This window comes from Micromonospora sp. WMMD558 (assembly GCF_049315255.1).
In the GTDB taxonomy this organism is placed as follows: Bacteria; Actinomycetota; Actinomycetes; order Mycobacteriales; family Micromonosporaceae; genus Micromonospora.
The window spans coordinates 1,706,510-1,725,927 of record NZ_CP186061.1 but is presented as its reverse complement, the minus strand read 5'-3'; the positions used below and the strand labels follow the sequence as shown (position 1 = coordinate 1,725,927).

The window sequence follows — 19,418 nt, the reverse complement described above, 5'->3', positions numbered from 1 at the left end:
GCGGCAGCCATGACATCGACCGGCACGATCTTCAAGCGGTGCGGATGCCGCGACCCGCGCGGACGACGGCTGGAGAAGACGTGTCTCCGGCTCGGCGAGCGCAACCACGGCACCTGGTACTTCCACTGCTCGGCCCGCAACGTGCTCGGCCGCTCCGAGCGGATCCGCCGGGGCGGCTACCCCTCGCAGGCCGCCGCCCGCCGGGCCCGCCTCGAATGGCTGAGCACCACCGAAGCTGACCGCACCGCGCAAGGCTGGACGGTCGAGCGGTGGCTGCGGCACTGGCTCGACAACCGCACCAAGATCCGCCCGACGACGCGCTTCCACTACACCCGCGACGTCGAGAACGTCCTCATCCCGTATCTCGGCCGGTACCGGCTCGCCGACCTCGACGCTCGCCTGCTCCGGACGGTGTTCGCGCAGATCGCCAACACCATCAACAGCAAGGCCCGACCACAATCCGCCTCCGCGATGCAACACCTTCGCACCACCCTGCGCGCCGCGCTCAACCTCGCCGTCCGCGAAGGCCTGCTCGACTGCAACCCCGCCCGCCACATCGAGGTCAGCGGCTACCAACAACCCCACGCCAAGGTATGGACCGGCGCCCGCGTGCAGCAGTGGGAACTCACCGGGAACCGGCCGGCGGTGGCGGTGTGGACCGCCGACCAGCTCGCCGACTTCCTGAGCGCGGTGACCGACGACTCACTGTTCGCGTTCTGGTGGCTCACCGCCCTGCGCGGCCTGCGCCGCGGCGAGATGTGCGGACTGCGGTGGACCGACATCGACCTCGACCGCGCAGTGCTCACCGTCGAGCGCAACCGCACCACCGCCGGCTACCGAATCGTCGAAGGTGACCCCAAGACACCCGCTGGCCGCCGCGCCATCGCCCTGGACAAACGCACCGTGCAGGTGCTGCGGGCGCACCGCCGCCGCCAGCTCGACCACCGCACCCAGGCCATCGAGGACCGCAAGCCGTGGACGGACTCCGGTTACGTATTCACCCGAACCGACGGGCTGCCGATCAACCCGAACTACGCCACCACCCGATTCCGCAAACTCGTCCAACGAGCTGGACTGCCCCCCGTGCGGTTGCACGACCTGCGGCACGGCGCCGCGTCCCTCGCCCACGAAGCCGGCGCGGACCTCAAGACCCTGCAGGACCTACTCGGGCACTCCAGCATCGTGACCACCGCCGACACCTACACCAGCGTCCTGCCCGAGGCACAACGCCGCTGCGCCGACACCACCGCCCACCTCGTCCTCGCCGCAGCCCGCCGCACCCGCACCCGCACCCGCACCCGCACCCGCACCCGCACCCGCAAAAAGATCAGAAACAAGGCGCGGAAGAACCGGCCCGACCGCCGGCCGAAAACAGGTGCCCCCACCCCGGCTGTTCCCCCGTCCGGAACGAAGGCGCAGGTCGCAATGCCCAGGCACCGCGGAGAGCCGGCGCGACCTACGACACCCACATCGCACCCACGTGACACCCACTGTCCACGCCGGGCGGACAACAGACAGGGCCCGAACCGCGTTCCCGCAGCCCGGACCCCTCTTGATCTTGCGCGCCCGAAGGGACTCGAACCCCTAACCTTCTGATCCGTAGTCAGATGCTCTATCCGTTGAGCTACGGGCGCTGGTGCTCAGCCAGCCTACACGACCGACTTTCGCGCGGAGACTCCGGGATTCGAACCCGGGAGGGGCTTTAAAACCCCAACCGCATTAGCAGTGCGGCGCCATAGACCAGACTAGGCGAAGTCTCCCCGGCGACCCCTGGAGGCCACCGGGCCCGAGGATACAGGGCCCCGGCCATCGGGAGCAAAGCGACTTCCCCGGGACGCCCGACGATGGCTCCGGGTCGCGGCGGATTCTCCGCTGTGCGGGGGCGTGATCAAGACTACGCTCCATCGATATGCACGAGCAGCCGTCGAGCGAGCCGAACCGTCGAGAGCCTGCTGCCGGGAAGCGGCGGCGCTCCCCGAAGGCCACGTTCACCCCGCCCCCCGCTCCGGTGCAGCCCGCTCCGGCTGCCGGCACCGGACAGCAGCGGGCACAGCGGACAAAGCCGGCACCGACCGTGCTCTTCCAGCCTCCCGCGCCGCAGCCGCCGGCACCCCGACAGCCCGACTCCGGACCGCAGTCCGAGGCCGGGACCGGGCAGCCGGAGTCGACACCGCCCACCCGCGCCGGCCGGCTGGACGCGGCAACGTCGGGCGAACCGACGAGCCCCGCACCGGAGCCGACACCGGTCGGACCCGAGGCCGAGGCAACGTCGGGCGAGCCCACGAGCCCCGCACCGGAGCCGACACCGGTCGGACCCGAGGCCGAGGCAACGTCGGGCGAGCCCACGAGCCCCGCACCGGAGCCGACACCGGTCGGACCCGAGGCGACCGCGGCGGAGCTACCGACGGCACCGCCGGCAGGCGCAGCGGCGACCGACGACGTGACCGACGACACAGGCGGCAGTCCGTCCACCCCGGCGCCCGGGAAGACCAGGGCGCCCCGGGCGAAGCGGACGGCGGCGAAGAAGGCCGCGTCCGGTCGCACCGCCCGGACCGAGGTTGAGTCCCCGACCGGCGTCGACGCACCCGCTGCCGACGCGCCGACCGCCGGCCGCGCCCGGACGGGCACCAAGCGCACGGGCGCCACGAAGGCCGCGCCGAAGGACGGCCCCGCACGCCCCCGCAAGACCACCCGCACGGTAGCGAAGCCGGCGACCGAGCAGGCGGGCCCGACCACGGCGGTGCCGCCGGCGGCAGCCGCCGCGTCGACGGCCGAGGACGATTCCACGGCGACCGCCCCGCACGGCGCGACCCCCGCACCCGTTCCGGCCGCCACGACCGCTCCGCGACCGGCGGAGCCGGCCGAGCCGCCGGCCCTGACGCGTACGCCCGAGGTGGTCGCCCGGCGGGTGCTCGACCATCCGGGGTACGCGCCGGAGCTGCTCGCCCTCGCCGCCGTGCAGGGCGTCGGACCTCGGGCGCGTGACTGGGCCGAGCGGCTGCGGTCGGCGTACCCGAAGGCGACGGGTGACGGCCTGGCCCGGCTCGCCACCCGGCGGTACGTCCGGCAGGCCGGGGTGGGTGGCGCGGCGGCCGCCCTGGCCGGCGTGTTCGCGCCGGTGGCGGAGTTGGGCGCGGTGCTGTGGACGCAGGCGGGCCTGGTGCTGCACCTGGCGGCGGCGTACGACCGGGATCCGACGCACCCGGACCGGGCGGTGGAGTTGCTGGTGCTGACGCAGGTGCACCCGGACGAGGACAGCGCCCGGGCGGCGCTCCGGGCGGCCCGGGCGGCGGACGGGCCGGGCGAGGCGCCCTGGCCGCGGGCGGTGGAGGCCGCCTGGCGGCTGGCCGCGCCGCTCGCGGCGCAGGCGGGTGGCTGGCTGGCGTTGCGGCTGGCGTCCCGGCTGCTGCCCGGCGCGGCGGCGCTCGCGGCCGCGACCGGCGACGCGGCGGCGACCGAGCGCCTGGCGGCCCGCGCCGTCGCGGCCTACCGACCGGCGCGCGCTGCCCGCATCGGCTGAGATCCCAACAATTTCCCTGGCATCGCGGCCTTTCCGGCCTCGGGACACCGCGATGCCGGAGGCATCGTGACCCGGGACACCTCGCGCCGGCCCGCGCCGACGCCGCGAGCGGACACGGCACGCCGAGCCCGGTCGAAGACCGCCGGACCCGGTCAGAGCCAGTCGAACCAGTCTCGCGGGAGCAGGGCGTAGCCGACGAAGGCCACGATGTCGAGCAGGGTGTGCGCCACCACCAGCGGCATCACCCGCCGGGTCCGCAGGTAGAACAGGCTGAACACGACGCCCATGACGGCGTTGCCGAGGAAGGCGCCGAAGCCCTGGTAGAGGTGGTACGAGCCGCGTAGCAGCGCACTCGTCGCGATGACCGCGCCGAGCCGCCACTGGAGCTGCCGGAGCCGGGTCATCAGGTACCCGACGACGATCACCTCCTCCAGCACCGCGTTCTGCACGGCGGCGAGGATCAGCACCGGGACCGTCCACCACAGGTCGGGCAGTGCGGCGGGCACCAGCGTCGCGTTGAGGCCGAGCTGCGCCGCCACCCAGAACAGGGCCAGGCCGGGCAGCCCGATCAGCGCGGCCAGGCCGGCGCCGCGGGCCAGGTCCTGACCGGGCCGCCGGGCGTCCAGGCCGAGGGTCCGCGCCGGGGCACCGGGGTCCCGGGCCAGCAGGTGTACGGCGAGCAGCACCGGCAGCAGGGCGAACGCGATGCCGAGCACCTGGTACGTGAGGTCGAGGTAGGGCCGGGCGGACCGGGACGTGTTCAGCGCCGCGGTCTGCGCCGAGAGCGGGCCGTCGGCGGTGAGCTTGGCGACGATCGACACGAGGGCGTAGACGGCCGACTGACCGAGGGACAGGCCGAGCACCAGCATCGTCTCGGTGCCGAGGGTCCGGCGGGTCACCGGGCGGTCGAGCTCGAGGGTCACCGCACCACTCTGCCTGACCGGCGGGCCGACCGGCAGCGCCGAGGAGACCTCATGAGCTGGTCGCACATTCTGTGCGACCGGTCGGCACTCTCCGTGGACATTCTGTGGTTGCCCGATCCCCGCACGGAGAAGGAGCACGCTCCCGTGGACAACGTCGCGCGGCTGCTGAAGGAGAGCTGGACCCTGGTCGAGGAGCACCGGGACCGGCTGAGCGGTCACTTCTACGCCCGGCTGTTCCTGCTCGACCCCGAGCTGCGCTCGCTCTTCCCGGTGCAGATGTCCGGCCAGGGCGACCGCCTGCTGGAGGCGATCATCACCGCCATCCACACCGTGGACGACCCGGAGAGCTTCGACGAGTTCCTCCGCTCGCTGGGCCGGGACCACCGCAAGTACCACGTCGACGCGGCGCACTACGAGACGATGGGCGTCGCGCTGCTGGACGCGCTGCGCAGCACCGCCGGCGACGGCTGGAACCTGGAGTACGACCAGGCGTGGCGGGACGCGTACGCGGCGATCTCGGCGAAGATGCTCGCCGGCGCGGCTGCGGACGACGACCCGCCGTTCTGGCACGCCGAGGTGCTCACCCACGAGCGGTACGGGCTGGACACGGCGGTGCTGACCGTCCGCGCGCTGCAGCACCCGCTGCGCTGGAGGGCGGGCCAGTACCTCAGCGTCGAGGTGCCCCGGTACCACCCGCGGGTGTGGCGCACGTACTCGGTGGCGAACGCGCCGAACGACGACAACGTGCTGGAGTTCCACGTGCGGACGCCGCAGGGCGCGGGGTGGGTCTCCGGCGCGCTGGTCCGCCGGGTGAAGCCGGGTGAGCTGCTGCGGCTGGCGGCGCCGATGGGGTCGATGACCCTCGACCGGTCGTCGGAGCGGGACATCCTCTGCGTCGCGGGCGGTGTCGGGCTCGCCCCGGTCAAGGCCCTCGTGGAGGAGTTGGCGACCTACAACCGGACGCGCTGGGTCCACGTCTTCTACGGCGCCCGCACCCGGCAGGACCTGTACGGTCTCGCCGGGCTCCAGGAGATGGTCGCTGCTCACCCCTGGCTGTCGGTGACGCCGGCGTGCAGCGAGGACGACGACTTCGACGGCGAGCTGGGCGACATCTCCGAGGTGGTCGGCCGGTACGGGCCGTGGACGGCGCACGACTGCTACATCTCGGGTTCGGCCCCGATGGTCCGGGCCACGCTGCGCGTGCTGGCCGGGGACGACGTGCCGCCGGAGCGCACCCGGTACGACACCTTCGGCGAACTGTAGGCATTTTCTCCCCCCAGGGACCGGGGCGCGTGCCTCCGCCCGCTCGGGCACGCGCCCCGGTCCCCCCGAACGGGCGGACCGGCACCGCCCCGCACGACCACGTCCGCCCTGCCGTCCTTCCCACCTGGGCGGACGTGGTCGTGCCGCCGGGAGAGGGCGGCCGTCATGGCTGGCGAGGCCGTCGCCGCCCAGGCGACGCGGAGCCCGGGAGCGGCGTCAGTAGCGCCAGGGCTGACCGGAGTAGCGGTACTCCTCGACGGGCACCAGCGGCACCCCCGGCGCCATCCGGTCGACGTAGAGGCGCCCCTCCAGGTGGTCGATCTCGTGGGCCACGAGCCGGGCCATGCCGTAATCGAACGAGGTGATGATCCGGCCACCGTCGACGTGGGCGTGTTCGACGTCGATCCGGAGCGGACGGGGCACCAGGCCCCGGTGGTCGAAGAAGGAGAGGCAGCCTTCGTACTGCTCGTCGACGTCGGGGGACGCGTCGACCACGCGGGGGTTGAGCAGGACGACCGGTTCGGCGCCGCGGTCCGGTGGCCGGACGACGGCGGCGGCCCGCCCGATGCCGAGCTGGGGGGCGGCGATTCCGACACCCTTGCTGAACGGGTGCAGCTCGTCGAGGCGGAGCAGCGCCCCGGCGAGCCGTTCCACGACGGTGCGGGCCACCTGCTCCTCGCGCGGCAGGTCGAACGGCTGGGTGGGCTGGCGCAGCAGGTCGGCGCCGCGTTGGATGATGCCGAGGCCGCGCATGCGGTCGCTGGGCCGGACCCGGCCGGGGTCGTCCGGGTGCCCCTCGGTTCGGGCGCGGAACCGCCACTGCATCCGGTAGCGGGCGTTCAGCGGCGGGTCGTCGGTCGCCCAGTCGAAGACCACCCGGTCGCCGGCCTCGCGGCGGGCCACCGGGGTGCGGAGTGGGCCCTCCTCCGCGGAGAGCGAGGTCTCCGCGCCCCAGACCTGGGGGTCCAGCGCCGCCGGCAGGTCCAGGCGTACGGCGAGGTGCCGCGTCGGTACCCGGACGGCCCGCTGGAACCAGGGGCCCCACTTGTCCGCCCCGACGTGGTACGCGTACTCGATGGTGGCGCGGTCGCCGGGGTAGAGCGGGAAGCGGCGGTCGGCGTTCTCGAAGAGGAGCCAGATCTCCTTGAAGGCGTCCCGGTCGTGCTTGGCGCGCCAGTGCATCGCTTCGCGTTCGCCCGCGTCCAGCCGGTGCGCCCGCAGTTGCAGCTCGGTGAAGGTGAGCGGGTGTTCCCGGTGGTGCCGGTTGGACCGGCCCGGGTCGGCGGGGTAGCGGTCGACGGCGACGCGGACCAGGTAGCGGGTGACCGGTTCGGTCCCGGCGTTGTACAGCTCCCGCCGGATCACGCACCGGTACGCCTCGTCGAGGTAGGTGAGCGTGGCCTGTTCCCGCTCGACGATGAGGCCGGTGCCGGGTGGGAGCCACTGTCCGGGGATCGGGGACTCCCGGTGGTGGGCCTTGTCACTGCGGGCGTGCCGCAGTTCGTCGTACTCCCGGAAGCGCTGCCAGATCGCGCCGCTGGCCTCCAGGACGGCCTCCGCTCGGCGGGCGAAGTCCTCGGTGGGGCGGTGTCGCCGCCCCTCGACGTGGCTGACGTACGACGGGTCGAACCCCATGAGCGTCGCCAGCTGTTTCTTGGACAGTCCCCGTCCGGTCCGGTGCCGGGCGAGTTCGGCGGCGAAGGAGTCGGCAGCCCGATCGAGCGGTGAGGTCGTCATCAGCTTCCTCGTGGCCGGGAGTATTCAGTTTCACGTTCCGTCGCCGGTCGCGTACACAACTGCCACCTTGCCGACACGAGCCTTGACGAGCGAGCGACAGACGTCGATACTCCAGCCGCCGTTTCCCGAGCCGGACGCCGGGTAGAACCGCCTGAGCGCGAGCGGGCCGGTCAGCCATCCGACTGAGGTGAGCCTTTCCTTCGCCCGATCGCTGTGGTTAGGCTAGCCTTAGCTCAGCGACGGGCGTTTCGAACGGGGGGCGAGTCAGGTGACAGCGGTCATGCCGGGGCGGGAGACCGCCGCCACGCTGGCACCGGTCACCGCGGCCCTGCGTCAGATGTTCGGCACCGACGACGTGCCCGGCCTCGCCCGCGGCCTGCTGGTGGCCGACGAGCTCGGCTGGGCTCCGGCGACCGAGCTGGTCGACGGCACGCGGCTCCCCGAGTTCCTCCGCGCGGCCACCGCCCGCTGGGGTGGCACACCGCACGCCTGCGCCGCGCTCGCGTGGAAGTCGTACAGCTACTGGACCGCGCTGCCGATGGTGCTCGGCTGGGCCTCGGCCCGGCGGGTGCCCCTGCTGACCCCGGCCGACGTGCTGATCCACTTCGAGGACCACCGACCGCTGCTGACGATGGGCCTGCGCCGGTCGACCACCGTCGCCGTGCTGCCGGGCGACCCGCTGGCGCTGGCCGGCCTGCCCGAGGTGCGGGTCGTGGCCGACGAGGCGGAACTGCTCCAGGAGCTCCGGGCCTCGCTCCTCGACGCCCACCTGGCTCCGATGATCGCGGCGATCCAGGCGGAGGTGCGGATCGGCACCCGGACGCTGCTCGGCTCGGTGGCCTCCGGCATCGCGCACGGGATCCTCCGCGCCGCCGACGGCCTGCCGGGCTCCTCGGTCGCGACGATCGACACCCTGCTCGGCGCGCTCGACCTGCGCGACCTGGTGGACCTCGTCCCCGGCCCGTCCGGCGAGCCGACCGTCCAGCGCCGCACCTGCTGCCTGGCGTTCACCCTCCCCAACCCCAAGATCTGCCAAGGGTGCTGCGTCCGCCAGTGACCGGCCGGACGCCGGCCGTCAGTCGGTGAGTTCGCGCACGTCCCAGAGCCAGACACCCCCGGTGTACGTCGGCCGGACCCCGGTCAGCTCCGTCATGCCGCGGCGCAGCGCGTCGGCGTACGGGTGCGGGCCGAGCACCACCGCCCCGGCCCGCCAGTACCGCAGGTCGTCCACGGCGGCCACCCGGGCCCGCGGGGTGATCGGCGGCACCGCCCCGGTACGCCGGATCAGGCCGAAGTAGTCGCTGGTCGGGGCGGGGCGGCGCGGTGAACAGCGCCACCCGGTGCTTCCCGGGGCGGGTGTCCGGGCCGAGAAAGTAGCCCCGGGCGATCGGCATCTCCAGCCCGGTCTCGGCCGACCAGCGCAGCGGGTCGGCGTAGTGGGTGTCCGGAAGCGGCAGCGTGACGATGCTGCGCCCGCCCGCCACGTACGGGCGCCAGGCGCCGGAGGTGACGAAGGCGGGCGTGGGGTCGAGCCGTGCCGCCGGCAGTGGGGTGGGAAGCAGCGGCAGGAGCGCCATCACCAGCACGGTGCCGGTGGCGAACCGGACCTGTGGCCGGGCGTCCGGGTGCCGGGCGGCGAGCGTACGGGCGCACTCCACGCCGTACGCCAGCAGCAGCCCGATGATCGGGGTGATCGCCAGGGACCAGCGGGTCGGCACCACCGAGTGCAGGATCGGCAGGTTCTCCAGCGCCGCCCAGGGGGCCCGGATGCCCGTTTCCCGGCCGTTGAACTGGATCTCCCGGCCGAGTGAGAGCACCGCGAACAGCAACCCCAGCACGGCCAGCCCGCGGACGACGGGCTCGCGCCGCAGCCACCAGACCAGCGCGACGACGAGCACCACCAGCGGCCAGCCGAAGAACGCGTTCTCCTCGGTGGGGTTCTTCGCCAGGCCCGTCGCGCCGCGCTCGTTCCCGGCGAGGGACTCCCGCGAGTACGCGACGAAGGACGCGAGGTCGGTGGAGTAGCCCCGGATGAGGCGCGACAACCCCTGGTAGGCGCCGGGTCCGAAGAACTGGACGGAGAGCGGGTACGCGAGCAGGACGAGCGCGACCACGGCGGCGACCCCCAGCCCGGCGAGGAAGGGACGGGTCCGCCGGCGTAGCTCGGGCCGGCCGAGGGCGAGCGCGACCACGACGACGCCGAGGCCGATCGCGGTCATCAGCAGGATCTCCAGGTTGATGAAGGCCTGCCAGACGATCACCAGGGCGAGCAGTACGCCGTTGCGCAGCCAGCGTCCCGGATCGCCGAGCCGCAGGGTGCGCCAGATGATCAGCGGAACCACGAACTGCGAGACGATGTTCGGGTGGGCGTTGGCGTGGGAGATCATCGCCGGCGCGTACGCGCAGAAGGCCGCCCCGAGCCAGGCCGGTCCACGCGAGCGGAGCAGCACCCGGGAGAGCAGGAAGTACCAGGAGGTCGCGGTGGCGGCCATGCCCAGGGTGAGGAAGAGGAGAAAGGACGTTCGCGGACCGGCCAGCAGGGTGACCGGCGTCATCGGTATGGACACGGACAGGACGGACGTGTTCGCCATCAGATTGACGCTGTCCGGAACGTTCATCCGGTCGGACGTGAAAGGGTGGACGAACTCGGTCACCACCCGCGCGCCGTGCGCCATCCGCCCTCGTCGGGCCCTCCACCCGCGCCCCGGCTCCCGGTAGCGCCGGCAGGTGCGCCCGATTCCGGAGTAGTCATGACGATTCGCAGAGTAGTCGGCTATCGACCTGCCGTGACATGTTTCGGTGGGCTGGGTACCATGTGCCGGGTTCGCCGACCGCCGATCACGTGCCCGCCCCCGACACAATTCGGCCACCACCGTGCCCCGATTTGTTCTGCCTTCGATGCGGATGATTGACTCTGTCGGTCCAGGCGCGGATCGAGTCACACCGTGAGGAATCGACGCATGGCAGAAATCACCGGAGATCAGCGCGTGCAGTCCGAGGTCCTGGAGGGTCTCGCGACCGCGGTGAACCACCGTCGCTGGTTCGTCGAACTCGCGCTGCCGTACCTCGGTGACAACCCGATCGAGATCGGCAGCGGTCTCGGTGACTACGCCCTGGAGTGGGCCGAGCGGCTGCCGCGTTTCACCGCCACGGAGGCCGACCCGGACCGGCTGGTCGCGCTCAAGGAACGGCTCGCCGCCGAGCCGTCCGTCGAGGTGCGCCAGATGCTGCTGCCCCACTCGGAGCAGGGCGACTACAGCGCCGCGGTGTCGTACAACGTACTGGAGCACATCGAGGACCATGTGAGCGCGCTGCGCAGCATGCGCGACCTGGTCCGCCCGGGCGGTGCCGTGATCATCATCGTGCCGGCCTTCGAGTTCGCGATGAGCCCGGCCGACATCGCCACCGGCCACGTCCGGCGCTATACCAAGAAGACCCTGGCTGCCGCGATGACCGAGGCCGGCCTCACGGTGGAGAAGATCCACTATGCCAACGCGCTCGGCCTGATCGGCTACTTCATGGCGACCAAGGTCCTCCGGCTGATGCCGAAGGAGGGCCCGATGGTCAAGGTGTACGACACCCTGGTGCTGCCGGCCACGAAGGCGGCCGAACAGCGGATCCGTCCCCCGTTCGGCCAGTCCGTCTTCGCGGTGGCCCGCACCCCGTCCTGACCCGGGCCCCCTCCGGCGGTCCGGCGCGGGTTACTCCTTCACCTGGTAGGTGGGGCGGATGACCGCGCGGGCCAGGGTGTGGAAGGCCAGGTTGAAGCCGACGTACGCCGGGGTGGCCTCCGGGGTCACCTCGAGGCGCTCCACGTCCAGGGCGTGCACCGCGAAGACGTACCGGTGCGGGCGGTCACCCGGCGGCGGGGCCGCACCCCCGTAGCCCTGCTCGCCGTAGTCGTTGCGGACGGCGAACCCACCGGCGAAGTCGGCCTCGCTCGCTGCCCGGGGCAGCTGCGTGACGCTGGCCGGCAGATTGACCAGCACCCAGTGCCAGAAGCCGCTGCCGGTGGGCGCGTCCGGGTCGAAGCAGGTCACCGCGAAGCCCTTGGTCTCGGCCGGGAAGTCCGACCAGGCCAGGTGCGGGGAGACGTTGTCACCGCCGCCGCCGGGGTGGGCGTGGGCCGCGTCCATCGGCTCGCCGTTCTGCACGTCGTCGCTGGTGAGCGTGAACGACGGCACGGTCGGCAGCAGCTCGTACGGGTCCGGGGCGATCGGTCGTTCCAGGGTCATCGGGACGGATCCTTCCGGTGAGCGCGATTTCTCCTGCGCACCTTCATACCCCGCCGACGCCGGCCAGCGAACCGGAAGCGCCGCTGCGCCCCCGTGGGGAGGGCGGATTCAAGGCTCGGCGGCGTCGAGCAGGTCCTGCCAACCGGCGGGGCGGCGGAGCCGAACGCTGACGCACGCGAATCTGAGACTGTCCTCCGCCCCGGCGGCGCGGTAGGTTCGCAAGGTGGCCGGTCAAACCGTCAGATTGGTTAAGCAACACGCGCCTGATTCGCTGCGGGTCCTGGCCCGACGAGCGATGCTCGAAGCGCACAATGCGCGACTGCGGATCACCGTTCCGGTAATCACGAAGTGTCAGTACGAGAACATCTACCACTACGCGGTACACAAGACCGGAAGTCAATGGATAAAGGACCTGCTCAGCGACCCGGTCGTTTATCGCTACTCCGGATTGCTGCCCTACATCCCGCGCCTCTCCCGGCGGCCTCAGCGGTCCGTCCCCCCACCCGGCCACATGGCGTTGTCCGTGTTCCTCCCGTACGAACGCTACCGGGCCATCCCGAAACCCGATAGCCATCGGGCGTTCTTCGTACTCCGGGATCCCCGCGACATCGTCGTCTCGAGCTACTTCTCGCTCCGAAACTCACACGCACCCATGGGGGACATTCCACGGATTCGAAAGGTCCTCCAGGAGAGCCCGACGAAGGACGGGATGGTGCACGTCGTCAACTACCTCTCCGAGAAGGGCCTCTACCGGACGCTCCGGTCGTGGGCACTCGCGCCGAGCGCGGACACGTTCCGTCTCTTTCGTTACGAGGATCTGACCGGGGAACGGCAGCTGGACGAGGTGGATCGACTGCTGCGCCATTGCGGCATCTTCATCCCGTCGTCCGAGCTGGAAGCCCTCCTTTCCCGCTACAGCTTCTCCAGAATGCAGGGGAACCGGGGGAACGCGCGGTCGACCTCCCACTACCGGAAAGGAAAGGCCGGCGACTGGCGCAACCACTTCGATGACGGGGTCTACGAGGCTTTCGACGCAGCGGCGGGCGACCTCGTCAAGCTCCTCGGATACCCCGCACATGACCAGTCCGGTCACGCCTCGGGCGGGTAGAGCCTGACGCCCGTCGCCATTGCGAGCGGAGGGTGTGGGATTCGAACCCACGAGGACGTTGCCGCCCTACCGGTTTTCAAGACCAGCGCCATCGGCCACTAGGCGAACCCTCCCGGCCCGCGCACCCCGCTGGGATACGCGACCGTGCCTAGTCTGCCACGGCGGCCCGCCGCGTGAACGCGCACGTCCACCGCGGCGCCGGGCGTCCACAGTGGGATGCGCCGCTTCGTCGGGGATGCGTCGCCGGCCGCCGGACCGGTGCGGTAGACAGGGACCATGCACGCCATCACGATCCCGGAGCCCGGTGGACCCGACGCCCTGGTCTGGGCCCAGGTGCCCGATCCGGAGCCGGGCCCCGGCGAGGTGGTCGTCAGGGTGCGTGCCAGCGCGGTGAACCGGGCGGACCTGCTGCAACGGCAGGGGCTGTACCCACCGCCGCCGGGCGCGCCCGCGTACCCGGGTCTGGAATGCTCCGGCGTGGTGAGCGCGACCGGCCCCGACGTGACTGGGTGGTCGGTCGGCCAGGAGGTGTGCGCGCTGCTGGCCGGCGGCGGGTACGCGGAGCGCGTGACCGTGCCGGCCGGGCAGTTGCTGCCGGTGCCGGCCGGCGTCGACCTGGTCGACGCGGCGGCCCTGCCCGAGGTGGCGTGCACGGTCTGGTCGAACGTGGCGCAGCTGGCCGGGCTGACGAAGGGGGAGACGCTGCTGGTACACGGCGGCGGCAGCGGGATCGGCACGTTCGCGATCCAGCTCGGCGCGGCGCTCGGCGCGACGGTCGTGGCGACCGCCCGGGCGGCGAAGCACGACGCGCTGCGGGAGCTGGGTGCCGCGCACACGATCGACTACCGGGAGCAGGACTTCGTCGAGGAGGTCCGGCGGTTCACCGACGGCCGGGGCGCGGACGTCATCCTCGACATCATGGGCGCCTCCTACCTGGGACGGAACGTCGCCGCACTGGCGACCGGGGGCCGGCTCGTGGTGATCGGCATGCAGGGTGGCCGCAAGGGCGAGCTGGACCTCGGTGCGCTGCTGGCGAAGCGGGGAACGGTGGCGGCGACGGCGCTGCGATCCCGGCCGGTCGAGGAGAAGGCGGAGATCGTCCGGGGCGTACGCGAGCAGGTGTGGCCGCTGGTCGAAGCGGGGAGGATCCGTCCGGTGGTGGACCGCCGGCTGCCCATGGCGGACGCCGCCGCGGCGCACCGCCTGGTCGAGTCGAACGAGCACGTCGGCAAGGTGCTGCTGACCGTACCCTAGCCCGGGAGCACCAGCCGCGCGCCGGGGCCCTCGCCGCTCAGCGTGTCGCCGGGGTTGTAGAGGGCGCAGCGCCGCAACGACAGGCAGCCGCAGCCGATGCAGCCGTCGAGGTCGTCGCGGAGCTTGGCCAGCAGCCGGATCCGCTCGTCCAGCCGGTCCCGCCAGACGCGGGAGAGCCGGGCCCAGTCCTCCGGGGTGGGGGTCCGGGCGGACGGCAGCGAGTCGAGCGCCTCGCGGATCTCGTCCAGCGAGATGCCGACCTGCTGCGAGATCCGGATGAAGGCCACCCGGCGCAGCTCGATCCGCGCGTACCGGCGCTGGTTGCCGCCGGTTCGTTCGGCCCGGATCAGCCCGAGCCGCTCGTAGTAGCGCAGCGCGGACGGCGCCACGCCGCTGCGCTCGGCGAGCTGGCCGATGGTCAGTGACTCCTGCATCACGTCGCCTTGAGTTGAAGTTAACTTGAACTTGCAGGCTATCCGCATGACCAGACTCGCCACCACCTCACGGCTCATCGAGGCCGCCGCGCCCCTCGACGGCCGGCCGGTTGTCATGTCCCACGACGACCGGCACGCCGTCGCGCCGCTGCTGGACCGGGTCCGCGCGGGCCGGGAGCTCGGCGCGAACGTGTACTCCACCCTCGACGTGCTCTGGGTGCTCTACGACCGGGTCCTGCGGGTCGGTCCGGGGACCGTCGACGACCCGGACCGGGACCGCTTCCTGCTCTCCAAGGGGCACGCGGTCGCCGGCTACTACGCGGTGCTCACCGCGAAGGGTTTCATCCCCGTCGGCTGGCTCGACGACCAGGGCGGCCCGGCCAGCCGGCTCGGCGACCACCCGGACCGGATGCTCGTGCCGGGGGTGGAGATCGGCTCCGGCTCGCTCGGCCACGGCCTCGGCCTCGGCGTGGGCACCGCGCTCGGGCTACGGGCCCAGGGGCTGCTGGACCCCCGGGTGTACGTGCTGGTCGGCGACGCCGAACTGGACGAGGGTTCCAACCACGAGGCGATCACGTACGCGGGCGCCACCGGGCTGGCGAACCTCACGGCGATCGTCATCGACAACTCGTCCGCCACGCACGGCTGGCCCGGCGGCGCGGCAGCCCGGTTCACGGTCGACGGCTGGACCGCGGCGACCGTCGACGGGCGCGACCACGACGCCCTGTACACCGCCCTGACCGGGCAGGACAACCACCGGCCGCACGTCGTCGTCGCGGTCGTCGACACCGGGGAGTGACCGTGCGCGACAGCTTCGTCGACACCACCACCGCACTGCTGGCGGCGGACCCGCGTACGGCGCTGGTCCTCGCCGACATCTCGGCCGCCCAGTTCGCCCCGGCCGCGGCCCGCCATCCGGACCGCGTGGTCAACGTGGGCATCCGCGAACAGCTGATGGTCGGCGTGGCCGGCGGGCTGGCTCTGACCGGGCTGCGGCCGATCGTGCACAGCTACGCGCCGTTCCTCGTCGAGCGGGCGTACGAGCAGCTCAAGCTGGACCTGGACCACCAGGGCGCAAGCGCCGTACTGGTCAGCGTCGGCGCCTCGTACGACCGGGCGGCCGCCGGGCGCACCCACCTGTCGCCGGCCGACGTCGCGCTGATCGACACCCTCCAGGACTGGACCGTGCACGTGCCGGGGCACCCGGGCGAGGTGCCGGCACTGCTGCGCGCGACGGTGGCCGCCGACACCTCGGCGTACGTACGCCTGTCGGTCCTGCACAACGACCGGCCGTACGGGGGCGACGGCTCGCTCCGGGTGATCCGGGACGCGGGGCCGGGCGCGCCGCTGCTGGTGGCGGTCGGGCCGGTCCTGGCCGCCGCGCTGGCGGCGACGGCCGACCTGCCGGTCACGGTGGCGTACACGCACCGGCCGCGACCGTTCGACGTCGCCGGACTGCGGGCGCTCGCCGGCACCGACGTGATCCTGGTGGAGCCCTACCTCGCCGGGACGTCGAGCCGGGTGGTCACGAGTGCGCTGGCGGACCGCCCGCACCGGCTGCTGGCGCTCGGCGTCCGGCGGCGGGACCTCCGGCGGTACGGGTCCGCCGAGGACCACACCCGCTGGCACGGGCTGGACGCGGCGGGGCTGCGCCGATCGGTGACCGACTTCCTGGCGCCGGCTCTGATCTAGGGCCGGTCCTGGGAGCGGGGGCGGCGGCGGGCGCGCTCGCGACCGAGGATCCAGAGCGCCTCGACGCCGTCCTTCCAGGTGATCTTCTTGCCCTCCTCGCGGTTCCGCGCGCGGTAGCTGATCGGGACCTCGTACGGGCGGATGCGGCGGCGCAGCAGCTTGCCGGTCACCTCGGCCTCCATGCCGAAGCCCCGGGAGCGGACCTCCAGCGAGCGGTACAGGTCGACCGGCATGAGCTTGAAGCAGGTCTCCAGGTCACCGATGTAGGAGTTGAACAGGACGTTCGCCGCCATGGTGACGCCCTTGTTGCCCATCACGTACCAGAAGCTGTAGGCGCTGTGGCTGCCGAACGTGCGGTTGCCGTAGACGACGGTGGCGCGGCCGTCGAGGACCGGCGCGAGCAGCTTGGGGATGTCCTGCGGGTCGTACTCGAGGTCGGCGTCGAGGATGACCATGTACTCGCCGTCGGCGCTGTCGACCGCCGTCCGGATCGCGGCGCCCTTGCCGGCATTGCGTGGATGGGTGATGACGCGCAGCCGCGCGTCATCGGCGCGGCCCAGGATCTCACCGGTGCCGTCCCGGCTGCCGTCGTTCACCACCACGAGTTCGATCTCGCACGGGTAGTCGACCGCCAGAGCCTGCTTCAGGGCGTCCGCGATGCGTTCTTCCTCGTTGTAGACCGGCATGAGGATCGAGAGCTTCACGGAATTCTCCCGGGTAACGGACATTACGGTGCCACAGCCTACCCTGCCGGCGGGCTCCGCCCGACGGTCGGCCACTGTCCGACCGGCTCGTTCCCGCCGATGAACGGCCGGTCGTCGCCTCGCGGCGCACCGATCGGCGCCCGCGATACGCCCGGATCGCCCGGTTCGGCAGCGGGCGCGCAACCATTCTGAGACGTATTCACATACCTGCATCAAGCGCGTTACCGTCCGGTAACCCGATCGACGTCCCACGATCGAGCCGGAAAGGAGTGCGTCGATGCTTGGCAACCCCAGGCGCGGACGGACGACCCGACGGAGAACCCTCACCGCCGCGATCGCCGCCGCTCTCGTCCTCCCGCTGCTCGGCCTGCCGGCCGCCCCCGCCGGCGCAGCCGACCGTCCGACCGTCCAGCCACTCCCCGCCCACCTCGAGGCGATCCGCGCCGCCGAAGCCACCGCGCTCTACGGGTCGCCCGACATCCGCCCCCTGGAGCAGCGCCACACCTCGCTCGTCACGATGGGCGACAGCGAGATCTCCGGAGAGGGGGTCGGCAACTACGTCCCCGGCACGCACCAGCCCGGCAACTGGTGCGACCGCTCGTACGACCAGGCGGTGTTCCGGACCGGCATCACCGCCGACGTGAAGTACAACATCGCCTGTTCCGGGGCGACCCCGTGGAACCTGATCGCCGGCGGCCCGACCCAGCACAACGAGCTGAACCAGGGCGACCACCTCGGCATCAAGGCCCGCAACACCCACGTCAAACTGATCTGGGTCGTGGTCGGCGCCAACGGCGACGGCACCATCCAGTTCGGCCCGGTCGCCACCGACTGCGCCGTCCGCCGGGTGTTCTTCCAGGGTCCGTGCTGGCCGACCTACACCGACCAGTGGACGATCCGCACCGACGGCAGCCGGCGCGCCGTCGAGGACGCGCTCCGCGACATCCGGCAGACCATGACGAAGGCGGGCTACCTCACCTCGGACTACGAACTGGTGCTCATGTCGTACCCGAGCCCGGGCAGCCCGGACGTCGAGGACAACCCGAACTTCCCCGGCTGGTACGCGGGCGGCTGCCTGATCTACCTCGCCGACGCGGCGTTCGCGCGGAACAAGGCGGTGCCGCTGTTCGAGACGGCCCTCCGGGCGGCGGCGGCGAACACCGGCACCCGCTACCTGGACGCGAGCCGGCTCTTCCACGGCCACGAGGTCTGCATGGACGTCACGGCGGTACGCGGGCTCTACATCGAACTCGGCATCTGGGACGAGAACGCGGCCCGGCAGTCGTTCCACCCCAACTACCGGGGCCACGGCATGTTCGCCCAGTGCATCACACAGTTCTACGCCTCCGGCCAGGACCGGGCGACCTGCGTCGACCCGGCCAGCACCGGCACCGGCGTGCTCTACCCCGGCCTGTTCGAGTTCCGGCAGCTCCGCAACGGCGCCACCGGCACCTGCGTCGACGGCCGGGGGTACGACTCCCGCAACGGCACCGTCCAGCAGTCGTACGGCTGCCACGGCGGCCGCAACCAGGGCTTCTGGTACGACCCGACGCGCCAGTCGCTGCACTCCGAACTGTCGCACGACCGGTGCCTGGACGTGGCCGGCGGGTCGTTGACCGCCGGCACGGCGGTGAACATCTACGACTGCCACGGAGGCGCGAACCAGAAGTTCGTGTTCAGCGGCCGGCAAATCAAGGCCGCCGGCAACACCAACCTCTGCCTGGCGTTCGACAACCCGTGGCTCGGCACCCCACGGCTACGGTTGGCGACCTGCTCGACGAGCAGCCGCCAGCAGTGGTCCTTCGAGTCCCGCACCTTCGCCAACCCGGTCGGCTACGGCCACGACGACTTCATCGGCTCGCGCGTCTACTGAACAGGAGGGAGCCCCCGGCCGACCCGACCGGGGGCTCCCTCGCGGGTACCTACTTGCCGCGCGGAAGGACGATCAGGCGGGCGACGCCGTTCTCGCCATCCTTCGCGCCGGCCACGCCGAGCACGCTGCCGACCTCGACCGCCTCGGGCTGCACCGTACGGCGCCGCTCCAGCACCCGCAGCTCGGGGCCGAACGTCCAGGTCATCGTGAACCCGTCGGTGGACTTCACGGTCATCTTCTGCCCGTCGATCGCGGTCACCTCGCCGCGCTGGACGGCGACGGTCTTCGTACCGCCGTCCTTCGTCTGCACCACGACCTCGCCGTGCAGGGTGTTCTTCCGCAGCAGCACCCGGGCCTGCCGGCGCTTGCGCCACTCCTCGGCACGCTCCCGGCGGTCCGGCGCCGCGGAGGCCGACGGCGACGGCGAGGCCGGCGCGGCGACCGTCGCCACGTCCATCTCGGCGGGGTCGAAGCCCATCGCGGCCAGCGCCTGCCCCTCGACGCCCATCGCCGCGGCGACCTCGACGGCCGCCTCCCGCGCCGGTTCACCCGCCACCTGGGCCGCGCCGCAGCCGGTGACACCGAGCGTGACCGCCGCGAGCAGCGTGGTGGCGGCGAATCCCCAACGTGCCATGACTCTCCCTCTCGTCGCTCCGTGTGGCCGCGCAAGCCGCG

The 19,418-nt window shown here is 72.3% G+C and carries 16 protein-coding genes, 3 tRNA genes and 1 pseudogene; 10 read left to right on the top strand and 10 right to left on the bottom strand.

Annotated features, from left to right (window positions below; genetic code table 11):
• Positions 1–9 precede the first annotated feature (9 nt).
• Positions 10–1,596, top strand: coding sequence for a tyrosine-type recombinase/integrase (locus tag ACN26Y_RS08410; protein WP_422734560.1), 1,587 nt, complete (start codon positions 10–12; stop codon positions 1,594–1,596).
• Here ACN26Y_RS08410 and ACN26Y_RS08405 read toward each other — a convergent pair.
• Together ACN26Y_RS08405 and ACN26Y_RS08400 are read right to left on the bottom strand one after the other, a co-directional pair.
• A tRNA-Arg gene (locus ACN26Y_RS08405) sits at positions 1,562–1,634 on the bottom strand. The genes ACN26Y_RS08410 and ACN26Y_RS08405 overlap by 35 nt on opposite strands.
• A gap of 35 nt (positions 1,635–1,669) precedes the next feature.
• Positions 1,670–1,760: transfer RNA gene (locus ACN26Y_RS08400), tRNA-Ser, on the bottom strand.
• Positions 1,761–2,440: 680 nt separating this feature from the next.
• Between ACN26Y_RS08400 and ACN26Y_RS08395 the strand changes: the two genes are divergently transcribed.
• Positions 2,441–3,520 carry a hypothetical protein gene (locus ACN26Y_RS08395; RefSeq protein ID WP_196255810.1) on the top strand — a complete coding sequence of 360 codons (1,080 nt, stop codon included), beginning with the start codon at positions 2,441–2,443 and terminating at the stop codon, positions 3,518–3,520.
• 152 nt (positions 3,521–3,672) lie between these two features.
• On the opposite strand, the gene ACN26Y_RS08390 is transcribed toward ACN26Y_RS08395, so the two are convergent.
• Positions 3,673–4,443, bottom strand: coding sequence for a CPBP family intramembrane glutamic endopeptidase (locus tag ACN26Y_RS08390; RefSeq protein ID WP_422734559.1), 771 nt, complete (start codon positions 4,441–4,443; stop codon positions 3,673–3,675).
• Between the two features lie 144 nt (positions 4,444–4,587).
• Here ACN26Y_RS08390 and ACN26Y_RS08385 point away from each other — a divergent pair, with 144 nt between their 5' ends.
• Entirely contained in the window at positions 4,588–5,706 is a 1,119-nt protein-coding gene (locus ACN26Y_RS08385) for a globin domain-containing protein (protein WP_422734912.1), read from the top strand.
• 216 nt (positions 5,707–5,922) lie between these two features.
• Here ACN26Y_RS08385 and ACN26Y_RS08380 read toward each other — a convergent pair whose 3' ends face one another.
• A complete protein-coding gene (locus ACN26Y_RS08380; RefSeq protein ID WP_422734558.1) occupies positions 5,923–7,443 on the bottom strand; it encodes a peptide deformylase in 1,521 nt (506 codons plus the stop codon).
• Between the two features lie 280 nt (positions 7,444–7,723).
• On the opposite strand from ACN26Y_RS08380, the gene ACN26Y_RS08375 reads away from it, so the two are divergent.
• Positions 7,724–8,500: an IucA/IucC family C-terminal-domain containing protein gene (locus ACN26Y_RS08375; protein ID WP_155333995.1), complete on the top strand. Its 777-nt coding sequence runs from the start codon at positions 7,724–7,726 to the stop codon at positions 8,498–8,500.
• Positions 8,501–8,518: 18 nt separating this feature from the next.
• Here ACN26Y_RS08375 and ACN26Y_RS08370 read toward each other — a convergent pair.
• A pseudogene (locus tag ACN26Y_RS08370) lies at positions 8,519–10,220 on the bottom strand (hypothetical protein).
• Between the two features lie 183 nt (positions 10,221–10,403).
• On the opposite strand from ACN26Y_RS08370, the gene ACN26Y_RS08365 reads away from it, so the two are divergent.
• A complete protein-coding gene (locus ACN26Y_RS08365; RefSeq protein ID WP_155329732.1) occupies positions 10,404–11,114 on the top strand; it encodes a class I SAM-dependent methyltransferase in 711 nt (236 codons plus the stop codon).
• Between the two features lie 30 nt (positions 11,115–11,144).
• On the opposite strand, the gene ACN26Y_RS08360 is transcribed toward ACN26Y_RS08365, so the two are convergent.
• Positions 11,145–11,678 carry a YbhB/YbcL family Raf kinase inhibitor-like protein gene (locus ACN26Y_RS08360; RefSeq protein WP_422734557.1) on the bottom strand — a complete coding sequence of 178 codons (534 nt, stop codon included), beginning with the start codon at positions 11,676–11,678 and terminating at the stop codon, positions 11,145–11,147.
• Positions 11,679–11,901: 223 nt separating this feature from the next.
• On the opposite strand from ACN26Y_RS08360, the gene ACN26Y_RS08355 reads away from it, so the two are divergent.
• Positions 11,902–12,786: a sulfotransferase domain-containing protein gene (locus tag ACN26Y_RS08355; RefSeq protein ID WP_230688924.1), complete on the top strand. Its 885-nt coding sequence runs from the start codon at positions 11,902–11,904 to the stop codon at positions 12,784–12,786.
• Between the two features lie 26 nt (positions 12,787–12,812).
• Here the strand turns inward: ACN26Y_RS08355 and ACN26Y_RS08350 are convergent.
• Positions 12,813–12,899 (bottom strand) — tRNA-Ser (locus ACN26Y_RS08350).
• Between the two features lie 163 nt (positions 12,900–13,062).
• Here ACN26Y_RS08350 and ACN26Y_RS08345 point away from each other — a divergent pair.
• Positions 13,063–14,040: an NAD(P)H-quinone oxidoreductase gene (locus tag ACN26Y_RS08345; protein WP_155329729.1), complete on the top strand. Its 978-nt coding sequence runs from the start codon at positions 13,063–13,065 to the stop codon at positions 14,038–14,040.
• Here ACN26Y_RS08345 and soxR read toward each other — a convergent pair.
• The gene (soxR, locus tag ACN26Y_RS08340; RefSeq protein WP_155329728.1) at positions 14,037–14,474 is read right to left on the bottom strand and encodes a redox-sensitive transcriptional activator SoxR; all 438 of its coding nucleotides are present in this window, start codon (positions 14,472–14,474) and stop codon (positions 14,037–14,039) included. The two genes, ACN26Y_RS08345 and soxR, sit on opposite strands and share 4 nt — an antisense overlap.
• Positions 14,475–14,520: 46 nt before the next feature.
• On the opposite strand from soxR, the gene ACN26Y_RS08335 reads away from it, so the two are divergent.
• On the top strand, positions 14,521–15,273 hold the full coding sequence (locus ACN26Y_RS08335; protein WP_422734556.1) for a transketolase: 753 nt from the start codon (positions 14,521–14,523) through the stop codon (positions 15,271–15,273).
• A 2-nt stretch (positions 15,274–15,275) separates the two neighbouring features.
• Positions 15,276–16,166: a transketolase family protein gene (locus tag ACN26Y_RS08330; RefSeq protein ID WP_422734555.1), complete on the top strand. Its 891-nt coding sequence runs from the start codon at positions 15,276–15,278 to the stop codon at positions 16,164–16,166.
• Here ACN26Y_RS08330 and ACN26Y_RS08325 read toward each other — a convergent pair.
• Positions 16,163–16,870: a glycosyltransferase family 2 protein gene (locus ACN26Y_RS08325; protein WP_155329725.1), complete on the bottom strand. Its 708-nt coding sequence runs from the start codon at positions 16,868–16,870 to the stop codon at positions 16,163–16,165. The two genes, ACN26Y_RS08330 and ACN26Y_RS08325, sit on opposite strands and share 4 nt — an antisense overlap.
• Positions 16,871–17,147: 277 nt before the next feature.
• On the opposite strand from ACN26Y_RS08325, the gene ACN26Y_RS08320 reads away from it, so the two are divergent.
• On the top strand, positions 17,148–18,743 hold the full coding sequence (locus tag ACN26Y_RS08320) for a ricin-type beta-trefoil lectin domain protein (protein WP_155329724.1): 1,596 nt from the start codon (positions 17,148–17,150) through the stop codon (positions 18,741–18,743).
• Positions 18,744–18,792: 49 nt separating this feature from the next.
• Here the strand turns inward: ACN26Y_RS08320 and ACN26Y_RS08315 are convergent, their stop codons facing one another.
• Positions 18,793–19,377, bottom strand: coding sequence for a hypothetical protein (locus tag ACN26Y_RS08315; protein ID WP_155329723.1), 585 nt, complete (start codon positions 19,375–19,377; stop codon positions 18,793–18,795).
• Positions 19,378–19,418: the final 41 nt, after the last annotated feature.